Annotated in this window: 15 protein-coding genes and 1 pseudogene; 9 read left to right on the forward strand and 7 right to left on the reverse strand. The window is 64.9% G+C overall.

Annotated features, from left to right (window positions below; all coding sequences use genetic code 11):
• Positions 1-4: 4 nt before the first annotated feature.
• Positions 5-1,522 carry a thymidine phosphorylase family protein gene (locus tag AAC050_RS00725; protein ID WP_339913131.1) on the forward strand — a complete coding sequence of 506 codons (1,518 nt, stop codon included), beginning with the start codon at positions 5-7 and terminating at the stop codon, positions 1,520-1,522.
• Between the two features lie 76 nt (positions 1,523-1,598).
• Here the strand turns inward: AAC050_RS00725 and AAC050_RS00730 are convergent, their stop codons facing one another.
• The 3 genes from AAC050_RS00730 to AAC050_RS00740 form a co-directional block, all read right to left on the reverse strand.
• Positions 1,599-2,144, reverse strand: a complete 546-nt coding sequence (locus AAC050_RS00730; protein ID WP_339913132.1) for a sigma-70 family RNA polymerase sigma factor — start codon at positions 2,142-2,144, stop codon at positions 1,599-1,601.
• A 417-nt stretch (positions 2,145-2,561) separates the two neighbouring features.
• Positions 2,562-3,221: an isoprenylcysteine carboxylmethyltransferase family protein gene (locus AAC050_RS00735; protein WP_339913133.1), complete on the reverse strand. Its 660-nt coding sequence runs from the start codon at positions 3,219-3,221 to the stop codon at positions 2,562-2,564.
• Positions 3,222-3,232: 11 nt separating this feature from the next.
• On the reverse strand, positions 3,233-3,448 hold the full coding sequence (locus AAC050_RS00740; protein WP_339913134.1) for a DUF2933 domain-containing protein: 216 nt from the start codon (positions 3,446-3,448) through the stop codon (positions 3,233-3,235).
• Between the two features lie 179 nt (positions 3,449-3,627).
• On the opposite strand from AAC050_RS00740, the gene AAC050_RS00745 reads away from it, so the two are divergent.
• Together AAC050_RS00745 and AAC050_RS00750 are read left to right on the forward strand one after the other, a co-directional pair.
• Positions 3,628-4,842 carry an acetate/propionate family kinase gene (locus AAC050_RS00745; protein ID WP_339913135.1) on the forward strand — a complete coding sequence of 405 codons (1,215 nt, stop codon included), beginning with the start codon at positions 3,628-3,630 and terminating at the stop codon, positions 4,840-4,842.
• A gap of 49 nt (positions 4,843-4,891) precedes the next feature.
• Positions 4,892-6,250, forward strand: a complete 1,359-nt coding sequence (locus tag AAC050_RS00750) for a hypothetical protein (protein ID WP_339913136.1) — start codon at positions 4,892-4,894, stop codon at positions 6,248-6,250.
• Here AAC050_RS00750 and AAC050_RS00755 read toward each other — a convergent pair.
• Positions 6,235-6,717 carry a hypothetical protein gene (locus AAC050_RS00755; protein ID WP_339913137.1) on the reverse strand — a complete coding sequence of 161 codons (483 nt, stop codon included), beginning with the start codon at positions 6,715-6,717 and terminating at the stop codon, positions 6,235-6,237. The genes AAC050_RS00750 and AAC050_RS00755 overlap by 16 nt on opposite strands.
• A 279-nt stretch (positions 6,718-6,996) precedes the next feature.
• Between AAC050_RS00755 and AAC050_RS00760 the strand changes: the two genes are divergently transcribed.
• Positions 6,997-7,929, forward strand: coding sequence for a ribose-phosphate pyrophosphokinase (locus AAC050_RS00760; RefSeq protein ID WP_339913138.1), 933 nt, complete (start codon positions 6,997-6,999; stop codon positions 7,927-7,929).
• A 103-nt stretch (positions 7,930-8,032) separates the two neighbouring features.
• Here AAC050_RS00760 and AAC050_RS00765 read toward each other — a convergent pair whose 3' ends face one another.
• Positions 8,033-8,293, reverse strand: coding sequence for a DUF5676 family membrane protein (locus AAC050_RS00765; RefSeq protein WP_339913139.1), 261 nt, complete (start codon positions 8,291-8,293; stop codon positions 8,033-8,035).
• 553 nt (positions 8,294-8,846) lie between these two features.
• Here AAC050_RS00765 and AAC050_RS00770 point away from each other — a divergent pair.
• Entirely contained in the window at positions 8,847-9,524 is a 678-nt protein-coding gene (locus tag AAC050_RS00770; RefSeq protein WP_339913140.1) for a DUF6629 family protein, read from the forward strand.
• A gap of 84 nt (positions 9,525-9,608) precedes the next feature.
• Here the strand turns inward: AAC050_RS00770 and AAC050_RS00775 are convergent, their stop codons facing one another.
• Complete coding sequence (locus AAC050_RS00775) at positions 9,609-10,715, reverse strand: glycosyltransferase family 4 protein (protein WP_339913141.1); 1,107 nt, start codon at positions 10,713-10,715, stop codon at positions 9,609-9,611.
• A complete protein-coding gene (locus AAC050_RS00780; RefSeq protein WP_339913142.1) occupies positions 10,712-11,539 on the reverse strand; it encodes a lysophospholipid acyltransferase family protein in 828 nt (275 codons plus the stop codon). The genes AAC050_RS00775 and AAC050_RS00780 overlap by 4 nt, the downstream gene beginning before the upstream one ends.
• Before the next feature lie 457 nt (positions 11,540-11,996).
• Between AAC050_RS00780 and AAC050_RS00785 the strand changes: the two are divergent.
• The 4 genes and pseudogenes from AAC050_RS00785 (at position 11,997) to AAC050_RS00800 (ending at position 17,124) form a co-directional block, all read left to right on the forward strand.
• Positions 11,997-13,015 (forward strand): annotated as a pseudogene (locus tag AAC050_RS00785) (cyclopropane-fatty-acyl-phospholipid synthase family protein).
• Between the two features lie 412 nt (positions 13,016-13,427).
• On the forward strand, positions 13,428-14,120 hold the full coding sequence (gene radC, locus AAC050_RS00790; protein ID WP_339913143.1) for a DNA repair protein RadC: 693 nt from the start codon (positions 13,428-13,430) through the stop codon (positions 14,118-14,120).
• Between the two features lie 7 nt (positions 14,121-14,127).
• The gene (locus tag AAC050_RS00795) at positions 14,128-15,021 is read left to right on the forward strand and encodes a toprim domain-containing protein (protein WP_339913144.1); all 894 of its coding nucleotides are present in this window, start codon (positions 14,128-14,130) and stop codon (positions 15,019-15,021) included.
• 60 nt (positions 15,022-15,081) lie between these two features.
• Positions 15,082-17,124: a chromosome partitioning protein ParB gene (locus AAC050_RS00800; protein ID WP_339913145.1), complete on the forward strand. Its 2,043-nt coding sequence runs from the start codon at positions 15,082-15,084 to the stop codon at positions 17,122-17,124.
• The last annotated feature ends 106 nt before the right edge of the window (positions 17,125-17,230 follow it).

Here is a 17,230-nt window from a genome sequence, read left to right on the forward strand (position 1 = left end):
CGACATGGTCAAAACCGCCCCCGAGACGGCAGCGCCCTTGAAGGCGCGCCGCTTCGGCCTCCATGCCCAGCGCGAATCGATCGTACTGATGCATCGGGATTGCCCCGCCTGCCGCTCGGAGGGTTTGTCGGCCCGGTCGCAGGTCGTGCTGAAGTCAGGTGACCGTGAGGTCTATGCTACCCTCTACCAGATGGACGGCGAGGTGGTCGCTCCGGACGAGGCCGCGCTCTCTGAGGAAGCCTGGCGAGCGTTGGGGGTAAAGACCGGTGACCCGGTCACCGTGCGGCACGCGCCGGCGATCGAATCCATGTCCAGCGTGCGACGTCGCATCTATGGCGCCAGGCTGGATGACACAGCGATAGACGGCATCATCCGGGACGTTGCCGCGGGCCAGTACACCCCCATCCATCTCGCCGCCTTTCTCACCGCGACTTCGGTCCTGCCGCTGGATGACGCCGAGACCGTAGCCCTCACACGCGCCATGGTCGGGGCGGGAGAGCAGCTCGACTGGGCGTCCGACGTCGTCATGGACAAGCACTGCGTCGGCGGACTTCCGGGCAACCGCACGACGCCGATCGTGGTGGCCATCCTTTCCGCCTGCGGCCTGCTTACCCCCAAGACCTCCTCGAGGGCCATCACGTCGCCGGCCGGCACAGCCGACACCATGGAAACTCTGGCGCCGGTCGATCTTGATCTGCCCGCCATGCGTCGCGTGGTGGAAGCCGAGGGGGGGTGCGTCGTCTGGGGCGGGGCCGTGAGGCTGAGCCCTGTCGATGATATCTTCATCCGGGTCGAGCGCGTTCTGGATGTGGACACCGAAGGTCAGCTGATCGCCTCGGTCCTGTCCAAGAAGATTGCGGCAGGTTCCACCCATGTCGTGCTGGACATTCCCGTCGGCGCCACCGCCAAGGTGCGTACGACTGAGGCGGCCGTGAAGCTTTCGCGGCGACTCATCGAGATCGCAGCCCGGTTCGACCTGAAGGCGCGATGCCTTCAGACTGACGGGAGTCAGCCGGTCGGCATCGGCATCGGGCCGGCCCTGGAGGCGTTTGATGTCCTGGCGGTGCTGCAGAACCGACCTGATGCCCCGCAGGATCTTCGCCAACGCGCCTGCCTTCTGGCGGGGGCTGCCCTCGAACTCGCCGGCGCGGCGGAGGCCGGACTGGGGGCCGCCACTGCCGAAGCGGTCATTGCCGACGGTCGCGCTTGGGTCAGGTTTCAGCGGATCTGCGAGGCGCAAGGGGGCATGCGGACGCCGCCCGTCGCGGCCCAGCGGGCACCCATTCATGCGACCCGCTCCGGTCGCGTCATCCTGATCAACAACCGGCAGATCGCCACCCTGGCCAAGCTGGCGGGAGCGCCTGAACGGAAGGCCGCCGGCATCGAGATGCATGTGCGCCTGGGGGCGGAGGTCGCGACCGGCCAGCCACTGCTGACAGTGCACGCCGAGACGGCGGGCGAAATGGCCTATGCGCTGGACTATGCCGCTTCCCATGACGACATGATCGAGATCGAGGGCTGACGTGCAGGCCCGACGACTGGTCTCCGCCGTGCCGCGAGAGTACGGAATTCGGAACAGGCGTCGCAGCGCCCCTGCTTCACCCGCCGCGGCTGCGCGCGGCTGCGGTCGAGGCCTGACCCGCCGGGCCGACGGATGGCCTCCACCGTGCCGCAAGAACGCAGGGTTCGGAGCAGGAGTCGCAGCGCACCTCCATCGCCCGACGCAGCGCAGCGCGGGCGCGGTGGACCCGAACGCCGACATTGTTGGCGGTCAGCTGCATCTCACGGGCGATCACCTTGAGAGGGGTCTGCTGGAGCTCCGCGCGCCGCAGGAGTTGGGCGGTCTCCGGTCTGAGGTCGCCCAGGGCTTCGGACAGGCACTGCAACGCCCGGTCCAGACCCTCCGGCGCATCGTCTCCGGCGGGTACGGGAACCTCCGACAGCATGGCCTCGTTCAGCCGGGCACGGCTCGCATTGCGACGGTAACGATCGAACAGGGCATTGCGCAGGGCGGTGCCGAGCCATGCATCGATCTTGCCGGGATTGGTCAGGTGTCGTGCGCCTTGCGTGGCCTTCAGGGCGAACTCCTGCAGAACGTCTTCGGCGTCTTCTCTGGACCGAAGGCGTCCCCTCAGAAAACGCAAATGGCCAGCCCGACCGTATCGAAGGCTCGATTCCACGAGGCGTACAATTTCTTCCGGACGGGCCAATGCCGGCGCCAGGCCAATCGACGGGGGCACTGAAGCCGGTGCATCTGATGCGGAGGCTCGTTGCAGATTCATCTGGCAAATCCTGTCCATCTATTGGAAATCAGGATCGGGCCGAAGAGCGCACGCGCCATTGCGACAGATCAAAATGTCAGATCAACACTATTTGTATCCGAAATTCTGAGGGATTGTCGACCGCGGTGCGTATTGAACTGGCTGATCGATTAAGGAGAATGTTGAGGTTGAACTCAGGTTGAGCGCCGCCTTGAGCGAATACGTTGCTGCCTGCCGAGCATTCACGTATGCGCCCGGTGAGAGCGCAAGGTTCCTGCAAGCCCCGGGTCGAGTGACAGTTCAGGGACGCGAAGGCGTCGCGCTATCCGTTCGGCGCAGTCGCGGAACGAAGGCGGGTGTGGCCAGCCTGTAGATCGCGTATTCCGGGCTGAAGCGCGCCTCGATCTCGCGTTCCTCGCTCCTGGTGAGCCGCCAATACATGAAGACCAGCACCGGGAACATCGCCAGGGTGAGCGCGGTCGGCCACTGTATCAGAAAGCCGAACATCACCAGTACGAAGCCGACGTACTGCGGATGACGGATGGATCGATATGGACCGCTGACGGCCAACATTCCATTCTTCTGGGCGCGATAGAGTACCGGCCAGGCTGCGGAGATCAGCCAGAAGCCGCCGCCGATAAAGGCGAAGCTGAGGATATGAAAAGGCCCGAAATGGGGGTTCGCCCTCCAGCCGAACATCGTCTCGAGGAGGTGTCCGGCGTCGTGCGACCACCAGTCGACGCCGGGGAAGCGCGTCTGCAGCCATCCGGACAGGAAATAGAGTGTGAGCGGAAAACCGTACATCTCGGTGAAGAGCGCCACCAGGAAGGCGCTGAAGGCGCTGAATGAGCGCCAGTCCCGGCCCGTCCTCGGTTTGAAGAAGGTGAAGGCGAAAAAGATGAACAGGACCGAGTTCAGGATGACCAGGGACCAGAGTCCGTAGGCTTGCGGTTCGGGCACGGGAACCTCGCTCAGGATTGGTGCGGATGGGAGGAATCGGCGGCCGAAGGGCCCGGCGGTCCCTGACGATGCCCGCGACCGTGACCGCCGTGCATGGTCATGTGCAGCAGCGGACAGAGCAGGAGCAGCAGGAACGGTAGCCAGCCGAGGAGGTGGACCCGATGTTCCCCGATGAGCAGATAGGTCAGACCCGCGCCGAAAGCGGCGAGCGTGAGGAATTTCAGCATGCGTCCTGACGGTTGGTTCGAAGCCATTGGGCCGAATCCTTTCGCGAGAAACTGAACATCGCTGCCTATCTGACGCCGCCGGCGGCAGAGCATTACGCCGCGCCCGGTTCACGGGCGAGGTGGATGAGGCGGCCGGCGCGGGCGGGTCCGTAAGGGGTGAGGGTTGGCCGCGTCAGGAAATGATCGGCACGCCCGGCGTGCGCCAATCAGGGATCGTCGCCAGGATGCCGTCCGTCCTCGCTGTCAACACCGGCTCGTCCACGGTCAAATTCGGCGCGTTCGAGACCGCCGGGGGCACTCTCGCACCGGTGTTGCGGGGCCGGATCGAGTCCCACGGCCCGGGCCGACGGGTCTTGAGCCTGGACACGGACGGAGTTGTCCTGACTGAGGCCCCTTGGGTGGACAGGGGCAGAGACACGGCACCGGATCTGTTGCGGTGGGTGGAGGCGCGACTGGCGGGGCCCGTGGCCGGGGTTGGACATCGCATTGTGCACGGCGGTCCGGACTTCAGCCAGGCCGTCGCGGCCACCGAGCCGGTCCTGAAGGCCCTCGACGCCCTTGCTCCGCTCGCCCCGCTCCACCAGCAGCAAGGACTTGCGGGAGCCTGGGCGCTTCGGAAGTCGCATCCCGATCTACCTCAGGTCCTGACGTTCGATACCGCCTTCCATGGCGGTCACGAGCCGGTGGCGGATCGATTGGGCCTGCCCAGGGTCTGGGAAGCCAGGGGGCTTCGACGATACGGCTTTCATGGTCTGTCCTACGAGTCTGTGGCCGAGCAACTCGCGCTGCTTGATCCGTCGACGGCGACCGGACGCGTGGTCACGGCCCATCTTGGCTCGGGCGCGAGCCTCTGCGCACTGAGGAACGGTCGCAGCGTCGATTCCACCATGGGTGCTACCCCGCTCGACGGCATGGTCATGGGAACGCGCTGCGGGAGCCTGGACCCTGGGGTGGTGCTCTACCTGCAGCAGATCGCGGGGCTCGACGCCGCAGAACTCGTCGATCTGCTTTACCGGCGCTCCGGCCTGCTGGGCGTCTCGGGGCTCAGCGGCGACATGCGCGTCCTGTTGGAAAGCGACGACCTGGCCGCGCGCGAGGCGGTTGATTTGTTCGTCTACCGGGCGGCGCGCGAGGTCGCGACCCTGGCGGGGAGCGTGGAGGGGCTCGACGGTCTGGTCTTCACCGCCGGCATCGGCGAGAATTCACCGCGGATCCGTGCGGAGATCTGTGCACGGCTCGCCTGGCTGGGTGTCGAGCTCGACCCGGCCGCCAATAGCCGCGGGACTGGACAGTTGAGCGCAGCCGGCAGTCCCGTCACCGGCTGGATGATCCGCACCGACGAAGAACGGATGATCGCACGCCATGCTTCCCGGCTGCTTGGCCTTGACCGGTGACTCGACGCGGAGCAAGCCGGTCGCCACCCAGAAGGAGGCTCGTTCATTGATGTCTGATCTGTCGCCCTTGGCCGGCTCCATACGCGCAGACCAGCTGAACGGCGGCTGCTTTTGCGTGGGGGTGGATCAGGCAGCCCTCGCGGCCGCACTCGATCGCGAGACGGAGATCCCCGGGTTCGCCGGGGACCTCGCTAAAACCCATCCCTGGCTGTTCGCGCGGTCCCCCGTTTTCCTGCCCGCAGAGACGCTCGGCCGGATGATGGACGTGGTGGCGGCGGCTGAGACGGCTGTCGTGTTGCCCGCCTATCGCGAAGCGGCCCTGGCCTGGACCCCGCCGCTCGCGCGTCGGGATCCGGGTCCGCTGGGTGCCTTCATGGGTTACGACTTCCACGTGACACCCGTCGGCCCCAAGCTCATCGAGATCAACACCAACGCCGGAGGTGCCTTCCTGAACGCCGTTCTCGCCCGGTCGCAGCAGGCGTGCTGCGCGGGGGTCGTCGCCGGCGTTGACGCTCCCGAGCCGGCAACGTTTCAGCAGCACATCGGAGAGATGTTCCGCAATGAGTGGCGGCTGCAGAACGGGAGTGGGACGCCGGCAACGGTTGCCATCCTGGATGACGATCCCATGGCGCAGGCGCTGTATCCAGAGTTCAGGCTCGCCCAGGCCCAGCTGCGGGCGGTCGGACTCGAGGTCCTGATCGGCGATCCTCGCGATCTGAAGCTCGAAGGTGATGCGCTGACGCTCGGCGGCGTTCGTGTGGACATCGTCTACAATCGTCTGGTCGATTTTCTGCTGGAGGAGCCGGCCCACGCGGTCCTCAGGCAGGCCTATGAGCGAGACCTGGTCGTGGTCACGCCCAACCCGCATATCTATAGCCGCCTCGCCGACAAGCAGAACCTTACCCTACTGTCCGATCCCGAAAGACTAGACCGCTGGGGGCTGGGAGCGGACCATGCCGCCGTTCTTGCGGCGACCGTTCCCCGGACCGTCCTCGTGCGACCGGAAAACGCCGCAGAGCTTTGGGCAGACCGGCGCAACTGGTTCTTCAAGCCGGTCCGGGGCCACGCCAGCAAGGCGGCCTACCGCGGGGCCAAACTCACTCGACGGGTCTGGGAAGAGATCAAGACCGCCGCCTACGTCGCGCAAGCCTACGCCGCTCCCGGAGAACGACGCATCCAGCCCGACGACGAGCCGGTCAGTCTGAAGGTCGACGTGCGCCTTTACACCTACGGGGGGCGGATGCTGCTCGCGGCGGCCCGCCTCTACCAGGGGCAGACCACCAATATGCGCACGCCGGGCGGTGGTTTCGCACCGGTCCTCGTTCTGCCGGCAGTCGCGGTGAACACCGATCCGTGCGCCGGCGGCGGGGTGCCCGAGCACGGCACGGCCTGTCAGGATCGCTTGTAGGCGAAGGCGGCCCTGACCGGATCGTCGCGCCGACCGGGGCGAGCCACATGGAAGATCAGCAGGTACCGTCCGGGATGTTGAAGCGAGACATAGCCGCCGTAGGTGGTGGAGCCGTCCAGATGCATGGGGTCCAGTCGCCCGGCTCCGGGGCCGGCGTTACGCGGCCCTTCGATACTCAGCGACACCTGGGCGTCATTTATGCGCTGGTTTGTTGTGGCGTCGAACACGGCGAGCGTGACGTGATCGGTCCCCGGCGGCGGCCCGTCGTGCATCCGGGACTCAGGGTGGGACCGCGGGTGATCGCCCACTTTCTCACTGGCGATGACGCCGTACACAAGTCGAAGACCATCGACGGTCTGCGACTGACCTTCGACGGGCTTGGCCTGGCAGGAAGCGAGCGCCAGGGCGACGACGGCGGCCAACAGAAGCGGGTGCGCCCAGTGGCGCATTGGGTGGGCGACAGACATGTTCCGGTCTCTCCGCGAGGGGCTGAACTCGACCCGTGTCGACAATGACGCATGTCTTCGACCGGGTACTACAGCGCCTCCGTCCCCGACGGTCGGGTCTTCCCCCGCCTTGCGTAGAGTTGCCCAGAGGGCCGATCGGTACGTGGAGGCGAAGGCACGTTGTAAGAACTGGCAGACCGCAGCGTCTGAACGGGCATCCTGCCATCCGGGAGCCAGTGCGTCGGGCTCTCCGGGACTACTCTTGGCCCTGGTTCCCAACCCTCGTTTCGGGAGTTTACCATGCGATTGATCCTGCCCCTCCCGGGAAATGAGGCGTTCGCCGAGCGAATCGCCGAGGCGGGCGGGTTTGAGCTGGGGCAGCTTGAAACCCGCCACTTTCCGGATGGCGAAAGCTACGTCCGGTTGGTCTCAGACGTAGCGGGACGCCCTGTTGACCTGGTCTGTAGTCTGGCGCGTCCGGATCCAGGGTTTCTGAGCCTGATCTTTGCCGCTGACGCAGCCCGGGATCTCGGAGCGGCGGAGGTGACCTTGGTCGCGCCCTATCTCGCCTATATGCGCCAGGACCGGCGCTTCACGCCCGGTGAGGCCGTAACCTCGCGTGCGTTTTCCCGGCTCATCTCGAGCAGCTTTGACCGACTCGTCACTGTCGATCCGCATCTGCACCGCTATTCGGCGCTGGCCGCTCTGTACGACATTCCGGCGCGCACGCTGCATGCCGCGCCCTTGCTGGCCGATTGGATCGCCGCTGAAGTCCCCCATCCGTTGATAATCGGACCCGATGAAGAAAGTGAGCAGTGGGTCCAGGCGGTCGCTGCAGCAGTTGGTGCGCCCCACGTCGTGCTGAGAAAAATTCGGCACGGAGATCGGGAGGTCGAGATCACATTTCCGGACCTCACGCCCTGGCAAGACCGCCGCCCGGTCCTGCTTGATGACATTGCGTCCTCCGGACGGACACTCATTGAGGCGGCCCATCAGTTGCAGAGACAAGGCTTGCCACCGCCCGTCTGCGTCGTCGTCCATGGAATCTTCGCGGGGGAGGCCTTCGCGGAACTCTCCCGGCTCTCCGAAAGGGTCGTGTCCAGCGACAGCGTCCCACATGCAAGCAATGCCATCACGCTCGCGCCGCTCATAGCGGCGGCGCTACAGACCTGGGAGGCGGATGGCCCTACGCGACGTCGACGCCGTCCCGGGCTTGCCGGAAGTTCTGGCTGACGCCACTTGCTCCAGCACCTTTTGCCGCTCCGCGCGGTTGCGAGCTTCCGCCTGTGCCGTTGCCGGTCATGATGGCTTCATCATCCCATAGCCCCCCCGGGCTCTAACCCCGCCCCCAGCGCCGGTTCAGCCAGTTGTAGACCGGGCAAAAAACCAATCCGGCGTAAGCTCCGTAGAGAAAGCTTTCTGCAAATCCCAACAGGAATCCGGGCCAGGTTAGCCACGTGAAGCCAGGCAACAACTGCTCCAACATAGCCGGTGCATGCAGGTTCTCAGGCGCGATCAGTCCGTAGACCACGCAAATGAGAAACGTTACGGAAGCCCAAATTCCAAGAGTCCAGCTTACAATTTTCGTGTCTATCATGGGTCGGCTCCGCCGGGATTTCTGTAAAGCTGCCGAAGTGGCTCGCTCAGTGCTCATGGGGTGGTTTCAGGTCGCCCTTTCGTGAGCGAGCGCTGTCGCTACCCTTTGTGGATCGATGCGACCCATGACCGCCGTTGCCGCCATGACCCACAAGGTGCAGTCCCACAAAGGCTGCCCCGATCAAAAGCCAGGGCCAGTTCTCCACCATCCAATTCATCAGTCTCTCCTAGATCTTCGTTGGAGCGTATTGTCCGCGCGCCGGCCTGGTCACCGATTGCCGGGGCGCGCCCACAGAGCTATGACGCGGTAAGTCAAAATTCCTTACAGATCAGCCTCGGCTCGTCCCAATTCTCTCTCGGCGGATCCGTCGATGAAGTCGCATGCCCAAGAAGGTGTCGCTCGGACAAAGCGTAATTCAGAGTGTCCGGCTGGCCCCAATGCCGACTGAAGATTGATGACCACCAGCTTCGGCTCGGAAATTCGGTGGGCAGGTGCCAGTCTACTGCTGTAAACCAACCCCTGAGTCTGTTGAGATCCGAGGATTTACGATCGCATGTGCTTTTCCGCTACAGCCAGTTTGACCGCCGGGGCCGCGCTAATGATCGTCGGGGCGGTGACGGTTCGCCGCGCACGGCGGCGCGTCGAGCTGCCCTTCGCATTGATCCCCGTCCTGTTCGGTATTCAGCAGCTGATTGAGGGAACCATCTGGCTAACGTTTCCCGACAAGGCACCGATGATGAATACCGTGCTTACGCTCGTCTATTCGCTCTTCTCGCACGTCCTTTGGCCGATCTATGTACCAATCGCGATTCTGTTGATCGAGCCGGTGCTCTGGCGTCGCCGGGTATTGCTTGCCATCGCGTTGGTCGGGGCCGCGGTGGGCCTCTACCTCCTGTATTTTTTGGTAAGTTTGCCGATCGTTTCACAGGTGCAGGGACGGCATATCGCCTACGTCTCCACGCATTTCTATATCGTCGTTGTGATGTTGCTGTATGTCCTCAGCACTTGTGTCAGCATGCTCTTCTCCAGTCACACGAAGGTCAGGCTGTTTGGTCTCGCGGCCTTTGTGGCATTCGTTGCGGCCTACGTTTTTTATTCCGTGTGGCTTATCTCCGTGTGGTGCTTTTTCGCAGCAGTGCTCAGCGTCATCGTGCTGCTGTACTTTCCTCCACGATCGAAAAAGCCGTCCGGGCAACCGCCGACTTCAGAGCTTCAGTCGCCGGCAATGTGACTGTGCGTCAGGGTTCGAGCGGGCAAGGCATCGGGTGCCTCGCAACGCTTGGCTCTCGAAGGGCCGCGCAACATGGCTTGCGGATCAATCCAGGACGGCGAAGCTCTTCTGTTCGCGCACTGCGGCCACGGAGCTGTTCGTCAGTGTCCTGGCAAAGGGCCGTCGCGCCGACATATCCGCATAAACGTCCAGATACCGGCGAGCCATGGCGGTGGCCGAGAACCGCCGGTCGAAGCGGGCCCGGATCGCTGCGCGGTCCAGCAGATGCGCCCGGCCGGCGGCGGCGACCGCCTGTTCTACGGTGTCGACCAGGTAGCCGGTTTCGCCATCCTCGATAATTTCGGGGGTGGAGCCGCAGCGGAAGGCCACCACCGGCGTGCCGCAGGCCATGGCCTCGATCATCACCAGACCGAACGGTTCGGGCCAGTCGATCGGAAACAGCAGGGCCTCGGCCCCGCCGAGGAAGGCGGACTTCTGGTGATCGCCGATCTCACCGACGAATTCGATGAGAGGATTGTCGTCGATCAGCGGCTTTATGACGGTCTCCCAGTAAACCTTGTCAGCGGCGTCGATCTTGGCCGCTATCTTTAGTGGCCTGTTGAGTCTGGTGGCGATCTCGATGGCCCGATCCGGTCGCTTCTCGGGCGAGATGCGGCCGAGGAAGGCCAGATAGCCCTCCGGTTTCGGGCAGTAGCGGTAAAGCTCGGCCGGCATGCCGTGATGGACGGTCGCCTTCCAATTGGCGTGGGGCAGGGGCCGACGCTGGTTGTCGGAGATCGACACCAGACCGAACTCGGGCCAGCGTTCGTAGACGCCGCCGATATCCTTCATGTCCAGCCGACCGTGCAACGTCGTCAGCGTACGGTTGGCATACCGTTCGAACATCGGAAACTGGATCATATCGGTGTGGAAATGGATCACGTCGAAATCGTTGGCGCGCTTCAGCACCTCGGCCAACATGATCATGTGGGCCGCGAGGTCCGACTTGAACGGTGCCGGATCCAGTCGCATGGCCTGATCGCGCACCGGGATCAGCTGCGCGCGCGTCGTCGCATCGGCGCTGGCGAACAGGGTGACGTCATGGCCCAGCTCAACCAGGGCGTCGGTCAGGTGGGCCACCACCCGTTCCGTGCCGCCGTACAGCTTCGGGGGCACGGCCTCATACAGCGGCGTGACTTGTGCGATCTTCATGAGCGGAGTTCCGGAATTTGGGGGGAGGCGAGGCAGTTCGCCGACAAACAGGACAGTGAGGACACTCGTCGCTTTTCGATCCCAACCGCCTCGGCGTGCATTGAAGCTTGCGCGGTTCGGGTAAAATCCTTCGTGCTCAGGCCGGGACTGATTGATTCCAGGAACGAAACAGTGATGACCCCTGCCCGTTTTGGAAGGCCTCCGACACCCCAGAATCGCCCCGAATCCAGGACAACAGGAAGAGTCGGGACGCCCAGCGCCTTGTAAAGAAATTCGACGCCGCGCCGGAATACGATCGGTTCACCGACCGCCTTTCGGGTGCCTTCAGGAAAGATCAGTACCGGGCGTCCGGCGGCAAGAGCCGCTCGACTTTGCAACGTCATCTCTCGGAGCGCTGCGGATGCCGATGTTCGATCGATCAGGATCATGGGCGAGTTCGTTAGATACCAGCCCATCACCGGAATATGCAGGAGTTCCTGTTTGGCGACGATCGCGACATCCGGAAACATGACGAGTGCCGCCAAGGTTTCCCAGGTCGATTGGTGGTTGGAAACAATCAGGCCAGGCGTACGGGAAACGTGCTCCCGACCCCGTTCCCGGTGCCGCAAGCCAACGATGCCGACCAGCATGGACAGAACGCCACGGGCCCAGACCCGCGACAACATTCGCACCGTTGAGGGCTTCGTCCTGGAGATCCATAAAAACGGGATCGCCAAACCAAACAGCACCGTCCAAAGGCCCCACAGGGCACCAAGAATGAGCGAACGCAGCGTAGACACCTGACCCTCCGTGCGGGCGACGACCAGAAGGGCCGCTTCAGTCATTAAACGGACGATGCAGTCTCCGTTTCATTACATTCAGGCGCCGTCGCCACGTCCGACTCCAAGATGTCATAGCGTCGGCAAGGGTCTCGACGTTAGGATCGGAGACTTCACGCTTCTTGTAAGGCCTGCTTCTTTCCCGCGTCTCACCTTGCGACCTCTGTCCCTGAAGGTGATACCGATGATGAAAGAAGCGCTCCGTTCGATTCTACCCGAACGCACCTCCTTCAAGCTTCTTGCCAAGGCGCTTGGGCGCGCTGTTCAGCAAGGGTCGCTCGTGGTTGTCGATCCCTGGGGTCAGCGCCACGTCTTCGGCACCGACGACACTCCAACGGCAAGCATTCGGCTCACTGATCCCCGCACCTCGGCCCGGGTGCTGGCCGACCCCATGCTGGGTGTAGGTGAGGCCTATATGGACGGGACGCTTATCCTGGAGGGTGGATCGCTGCGCGACTTCCTGATGATCGGCGTTTCCATCGCCAATGATTTCGCCAAATCGCCACTCGCGGCGGGTGAGTTCGCCGGACCTTTCCGGAAGCGCCAACGACGCCATCCAATCGCCCGGGCTCGCGCCAATGTCGCCCATCATTATGACTTGTCCGAAGACCTCTATCGCCTGTTTCTTGACCCTGACCCGCAATACTCGTGCGCATATTTTCAGGACGGCGATGAGAGCCTTGAGGTCGCCCAGGCCAAGAAGAAGCGTCATATCGCGGCGAAACTGCGCCTGGAGACGGGTGCCCGTGTGCTCGATATTGGAAGTGGCTGGGGTGGCCTGGCGCTCGAACTGGCAAGCCGGCATGGCGTCGAAGTCGATGGCCTTACCCTATCCGACGAACAATTGCGGGTCGCCTCTGCTCGTGTGTCAGCCAGCGGATTGGAGCCGCACGTACGCTTTCATCTTCGCGACTACCGCCATGAGACTGGAACCTACGACCGCATCGTGTCGGTCGGGAGTTTGAACACGTCGGCCAACCGCACTACCGGGAGTTCTTCAATATCGTGCACCGACTACTGGCGCCGGACGGGCTCGCCGTCATCCATGCGATCGGACGAGCGGGTCCGCCAGCCGAAAACGACCCATGGATCGAGAAGTATATCTTTCCCGGCGGATACTGCCCGTCATTGTCGGAAGTGTTCACGGCGGTCGAACATAGCGGATTACGGGTGACTGACGTTGAGCTCTTGCCGCTCCACTACGCTGAAACCCTTCGGTGCTGGTCGGAACGATTCCGCGCTAATCGGGCCCGCGCCGCCGAGATCTACGATGAGCGCTTCTGCCGCATGTGGGAGTTCTATCTTGCGGCCTGCGAAACCGCGTTCAGGGTCGGAAGTATGACCGTCTTCCAGATCCAGCTTACCCGAGACATCAAGGCTTCTCCGGCCACTCGGGACTATATGATCGACGAGGAACGGTGTTTGCTTGTCTCCGAGCCCAGCCCGATCAACGGGCTGTTGCCTTGTGACGATTTATCCTGAGGCGGCAGCGAACCCCTGACGGTCTTCTCATCGATGAGGCGAAGACCTCGAACGCGCGCGCGGAACCGGTGCGAGAACCGACGAGATCATCACGCCGGACGCCGGCGGGGTGCAACGCGACCTCCCTTCGACGATTGGGCAGGCACCGCTCGTGATACGCCGCGTCCTTGTGTTCGAGTTCGCATCATGGAGCTGAGGTGCTGACAATGATGATCCGGGCAGTCGAGCCTCGCTGGGATCGGCTCGGGCGAGGGCTGCGGTCCGCATGACCGCGGCGCTGATCAGAAGTCGTTCCACCGGCTCAAGGTGGCGGACCGCCGGCCAAGCCGCGGGTCTGTCACAAGTCTAACCAGGGAGAGAAAGGAAGGCCGGGCGGCGGGTGCTCCGTGGTGGAGCGGAGAAGGAGACCGCCATGAGACCGATTCCGACCCGGGCCCTGGGCCCGTGCCCGAACGAACGCCTGCCTGCAGGGCCGACCCTGGTTCATGCGGTGCTGGATGATCAGGCCCTGCTGAGTTTGATGTTGAGGCGAACCGGTAATGGCCCGGGTGCCAACACGGATCGGCTTGCCGGTATCCTGCTGGAGCGGTTTGCGGGCCTGGGTGCTGTCGTCGCTGCCGAGCCCGGCGAACTCGGGCGCACGCCTGGCCTCGACCCTCTTGCCCTTTCGGATATCAAGCTTCTGCGTGAACTGGCGATCCGTCTGGCGCGCGATGAAACCTGCCGTCGCCCCGTGATCGCCTCCTGGACGGCGCTCGTCGCCTATGTCCGGACGGCGCTTGCGCATGAGCCCCGCGAACAGTTCAGGACCCTGTTTCTGGACCGGCGCAACAACCTGCTCCGGGACGAACTGGTCGCGCACGGCACCGTGGACCACGCCCCGGTCTATCCCCGCGAAGTGGTTCGCCGCGCCCTTGAGCTTTCGGCCTCGGCCCTGATCCTGGTCCACAATCATCCCTCCGGCGATCCGACGCCGTCGCAGGCCGATATCCAGATGACGCGCCAGATCGTCGACGCGGCGCGGGTCTTCAATCTCCAGGTCCATGACCACCTGGTTGTCGGCCGGGAAGGGACGGCCAGTTTCAAGGCCCTGGGCCTGATCTGAGACGGCCATGACCTTGCACCGCATCGTCGCCGCCCTGGGCGGCGACCTCTATGCGAATGGACAGCGGGCCAACATCCGGGCACCCGGACATAGCGCCCGGGACCGTTCCGTTTCGCTGTTGTTGACGGACGATCGGGTCGTCATTCACGGATTCGGCAGCTCGGATTGGCGAACCGTTCGGGATCATCTGCGGGAGCGGGGTCTGATCGATGACGCTGGTCGTTTGAGTAGCGGCGATCGAACGGTTCCGGCGGCTCCGCGGCCCGACGCCAGTGTTCGCCTGCGAACCGCTTCAGATCTTTGGGCCGGCTGTCGTCCCATCCAAATCGGCGATGCCGCAGATCGCTACCTGCATCTTCGCGCCGTCCAGGGCGTTGGCGGTGCTTTGAGCCTGGGATTTCATCCGCAGGCACCGATTTCTGTCTATCGCCCGCCCGGAGGCACCCGTCCGGCCCTTGTCGCGCGGATCAGTGATGGAACGGATCGCCTGACGGCGGTTGAGGTGACCTATCTCGATACGAACGGCCTTTTGGCCTCGGGTATCCGGCTGACGCGCAAGATGGTCGGTCAGGTTCCGGCCGGTGCCGCGGTTCGTCTGGCCCCGGCGGCCCGGGAGATGCTCGTCGGGGAGGGGGTCGTGACGACCCTGTCCGCGATGGATCGCTTCAAGCTTCCAGGCTGGGCCCTGACGGCCGCCAACAACCTCGCTGGCTGGACACCACCGCCGTCCGTGCGCCGCCTGCTGATCGCGGCCGACCGCGGAACGGCCGGCGAACGGGCGGCGGTGCGGCTTGGACGTCGCGTTGCGGCCCTCGGTGTCGTGGCCCGAATACAGATTCCCGACCCGCCGTTCGGGGACTGGAACGAGGTGGCCGTCGCTGCGGCCAAAGGAAAGGAGTGAGGGCGCTGACGGGTGTCGGAGCGACGGGGATGGTCCCCGTAGCCCGGCGGGAGAGCCCTCATGACCGACCTTGTCCTTGATACGACTCCAGCTGTGATCCCTGATCGTGACGAGCGAACCGTGCGTCTCGGTGACATCGGCATCGCGCACGAGAATCTGCGGTTCAACGAACCGCCGGATGACGACATCCCGACCCTGGCCGCCACATTGAAGGCCGCCGGTCAGCTGCAGCGCCTCACCGTCCGGCCCGGGCGGGGCAGGAAGGAGCAGCCCTGGATGGCGTTGGACGGCCGCCGCCGCCGCCTCGCCCTGGGTGTCTTGCTGGATGCCGGCGAGATCGACGCGGACTACCCCGTCACCGTCTGTGTCGAGACCGATCCCGCCCGTCAGGCCGCCGCCGCCCTGCTCACCAACACTGCCGTGCCTGTCCATGTCGCTGACATCATCGCCGCCATCGGCCGGATGCTGAAATCGAAGCTGACCGTGCCTGTGATCGCCCGGGCCCTCGGCTACGCCGAGATCGACATCAAGCGGCTGGCCGCCCTGGCCGGGCTGCCTGAGGCCGCTCTCCTGGCCTTGAAGTCCGGACGGATGACCCTGAAACAGGCCAGACTGCTGGCCCGGTTGCCCGACAAGGCCGAACAGGCCGAACTCGCCGAGGCGGCGCTTGACGGGCATGGGTTCCAGGACTGGCGCATCACGGAGCGGCTGGACGAAGGGCGGGTCACCAGTCGGGATCGACGGTGCACCCTCGTCGACGCGCTCAGCTATGGCGAGGCGGGCGGGCGCACCGAGGCGGATCTGTTCGGGGAACTCGCGCCCGTATTGCTCGATCCGGAGATTCTGACCGACCTGTGGATGCGTCGGGCGCGCGCTATCGCCGCCGTGTTCGAGGCCGAAGGAATCGCCGTGCATGTCACCGCCGGACCCGAACCGGACCTCCCGGACGACCTTGAGGCGCTGGGCTATGTCTATGGCGCTCAGCTCCCGGCCGACGACATGGCGCGCTACCGCGCCGAACGGGAGGCGTTCAACGCGCGGGCGGAGGCGGTCCGGCAGACCCTGGCCGAGGCCTGTGATCCTGAGGCCGTTGACGCCGCGATCGTGGCCATGATCCGCGCCCGGGTGCAGGCCGACCAGACGGGCTGCGGCGGGCGGGTGGTAACGACCATGGTGATGTGGCCCGCCGCCGGCACGGGCGTCGATGTGCGCTGCTACACGCCCGAGGAGCCTGAAATCGAGGACGCCGGATCGCTCGACAGTGATCCGGCGGACCGGGCGTCGGCTCCGCCGGTCTATGTCGCTCCGGAGGCGCCGGCGCCCGAGCCTGACACCGACGGCGTCAACCACGCCCTGCATGGCGTACGCACCGAGGTGGCCACGCGCGGACTGATCCGGGCCCTGGCCGACGATCCGGGCGCGGCGCTGACGGCCCTGATCGCGCGCCTGTTCACCGTCCTGGTTCTGCGCACCCATGTGGCGCGGTCGGAGTCAGCCCTGGCCATTCTCGCCACCGGGTTCGATCCGGTGGACGGACGGGTGATCGAGACCCTGGACGGCGAGGTGCGCCAGCGGCTCGACGACCGTCGGGCTGCCTGGCAGGCGTCGGGTGAGACGGTCATCGCCTGGGTCCATGCCCTGCCGCACGGGGAGAAGATGGGGCTGCTGGCGGAACTGACCGCGATCAGTCTCGATGTCCGTGAAACCCGCACCACCCTGATCCGGCGCAGCGCCCGAACGGAGGCGGCCGAGCTGGCCGCCCTGTGCGGGGCGGACATCACCCTCCACTGGACGCCGGACGCGCCCTTCCTGCAGGCCCATTCCAAGGGACTGCTGCTGGGAATGCTGGAGAGCATGGGCGCGGAAGACGAGCGGGCGCGATCCTTGAAGAAGACTGAACTGGTCGACTGGGTCGCCGAACAGGCGGCGTCCCGGAGCTGGGCGCCGGCCGGCCTCTCCTGGGCGGGTCCGCTGCCGGCCGAGGAACCGGTGACGACCGAAGAGGACGTTGGTGCTGACGTGTCCACCCACGACGACGACGGGATCGGGGCATTCACCGTCACCCCGGCGGGCGAGGCCGCCCTGGGGCCCGCCGCCGCCTGACGACGATCCGCCTCGAGCACGCCGCCCCGGTTCGTGCCGGGGCGGCGTTGTCGTGTCCGGATGCTGGTCCGGGGAAAGGCGAGGGAAGGGCGGGCGAGGACGAGCC

Source organism: uncultured Brevundimonas sp., assembly GCF_963974615.1.
In the GTDB taxonomy this organism is placed as follows: Bacteria; Pseudomonadota; Alphaproteobacteria; order Caulobacterales; family Caulobacteraceae; genus Brevundimonas.

Excerpts from the sequence above, each read along its gene's own strand:
- AAC050_RS00725 (WP_339913131.1), top strand. The coding sequence starts at position 5 with ATGGTCAAAACCGCCCCCGAGACGGCAGCGCCCTTGAAGGCGCGCCGC.
- AAC050_RS00740 (WP_339913134.1), bottom strand. The coding sequence starts at position 3,448 with ATGCTGAAATTCCTCACGCTCGCCGCTTTCGGCGCGGGTCTGACCTAT.
- AAC050_RS00745 (WP_339913135.1), top strand. The coding sequence starts at position 3,628 with ATGATCGGCACGCCCGGCGTGCGCCAATCAGGGATCGTCGCCAGGATG.
- AAC050_RS00750 (WP_339913136.1), top strand. The coding sequence starts at position 4,892 with ATGTCTGATCTGTCGCCCTTGGCCGGCTCCATACGCGCAGACCAGCTG.
- AAC050_RS00755 (WP_339913137.1), bottom strand. The coding sequence starts at position 6,717 with ATGTCTGTCGCCCACCCAATGCGCCACTGGGCGCACCCGCTTCTGTTG.
- AAC050_RS00760 (WP_339913138.1), top strand. The coding sequence starts at position 6,997 with ATGCGATTGATCCTGCCCCTCCCGGGAAATGAGGCGTTCGCCGAGCGA.
- AAC050_RS00765 (WP_339913139.1), bottom strand. The coding sequence starts at position 8,293 with ATGATAGACACGAAAATTGTAAGCTGGACTCTTGGAATTTGGGCTTCC.
- AAC050_RS00770 (WP_339913140.1), top strand. The coding sequence starts at position 8,847 with ATGTGCTTTTCCGCTACAGCCAGTTTGACCGCCGGGGCCGCGCTAATG.
- AAC050_RS00775 (WP_339913141.1), bottom strand. The coding sequence starts at position 10,715 with ATGAAGATCGCACAAGTCACGCCGCTGTATGAGGCCGTGCCCCCGAAG.
- AAC050_RS00780 (WP_339913142.1), bottom strand. The coding sequence starts at position 11,539 with ATGACTGAAGCGGCCCTTCTGGTCGTCGCCCGCACGGAGGGTCAGGTG.
- radC (WP_339913143.1), top strand. The coding sequence starts at position 13,428 with ATGAGACCGATTCCGACCCGGGCCCTGGGCCCGTGCCCGAACGAACGC.
- AAC050_RS00795 (WP_339913144.1), top strand. The coding sequence starts at position 14,128 with ATGACCTTGCACCGCATCGTCGCCGCCCTGGGCGGCGACCTCTATGCG.
- AAC050_RS00800 (WP_339913145.1), top strand. The coding sequence starts at position 15,082 with ATGACCGACCTTGTCCTTGATACGACTCCAGCTGTGATCCCTGATCGT.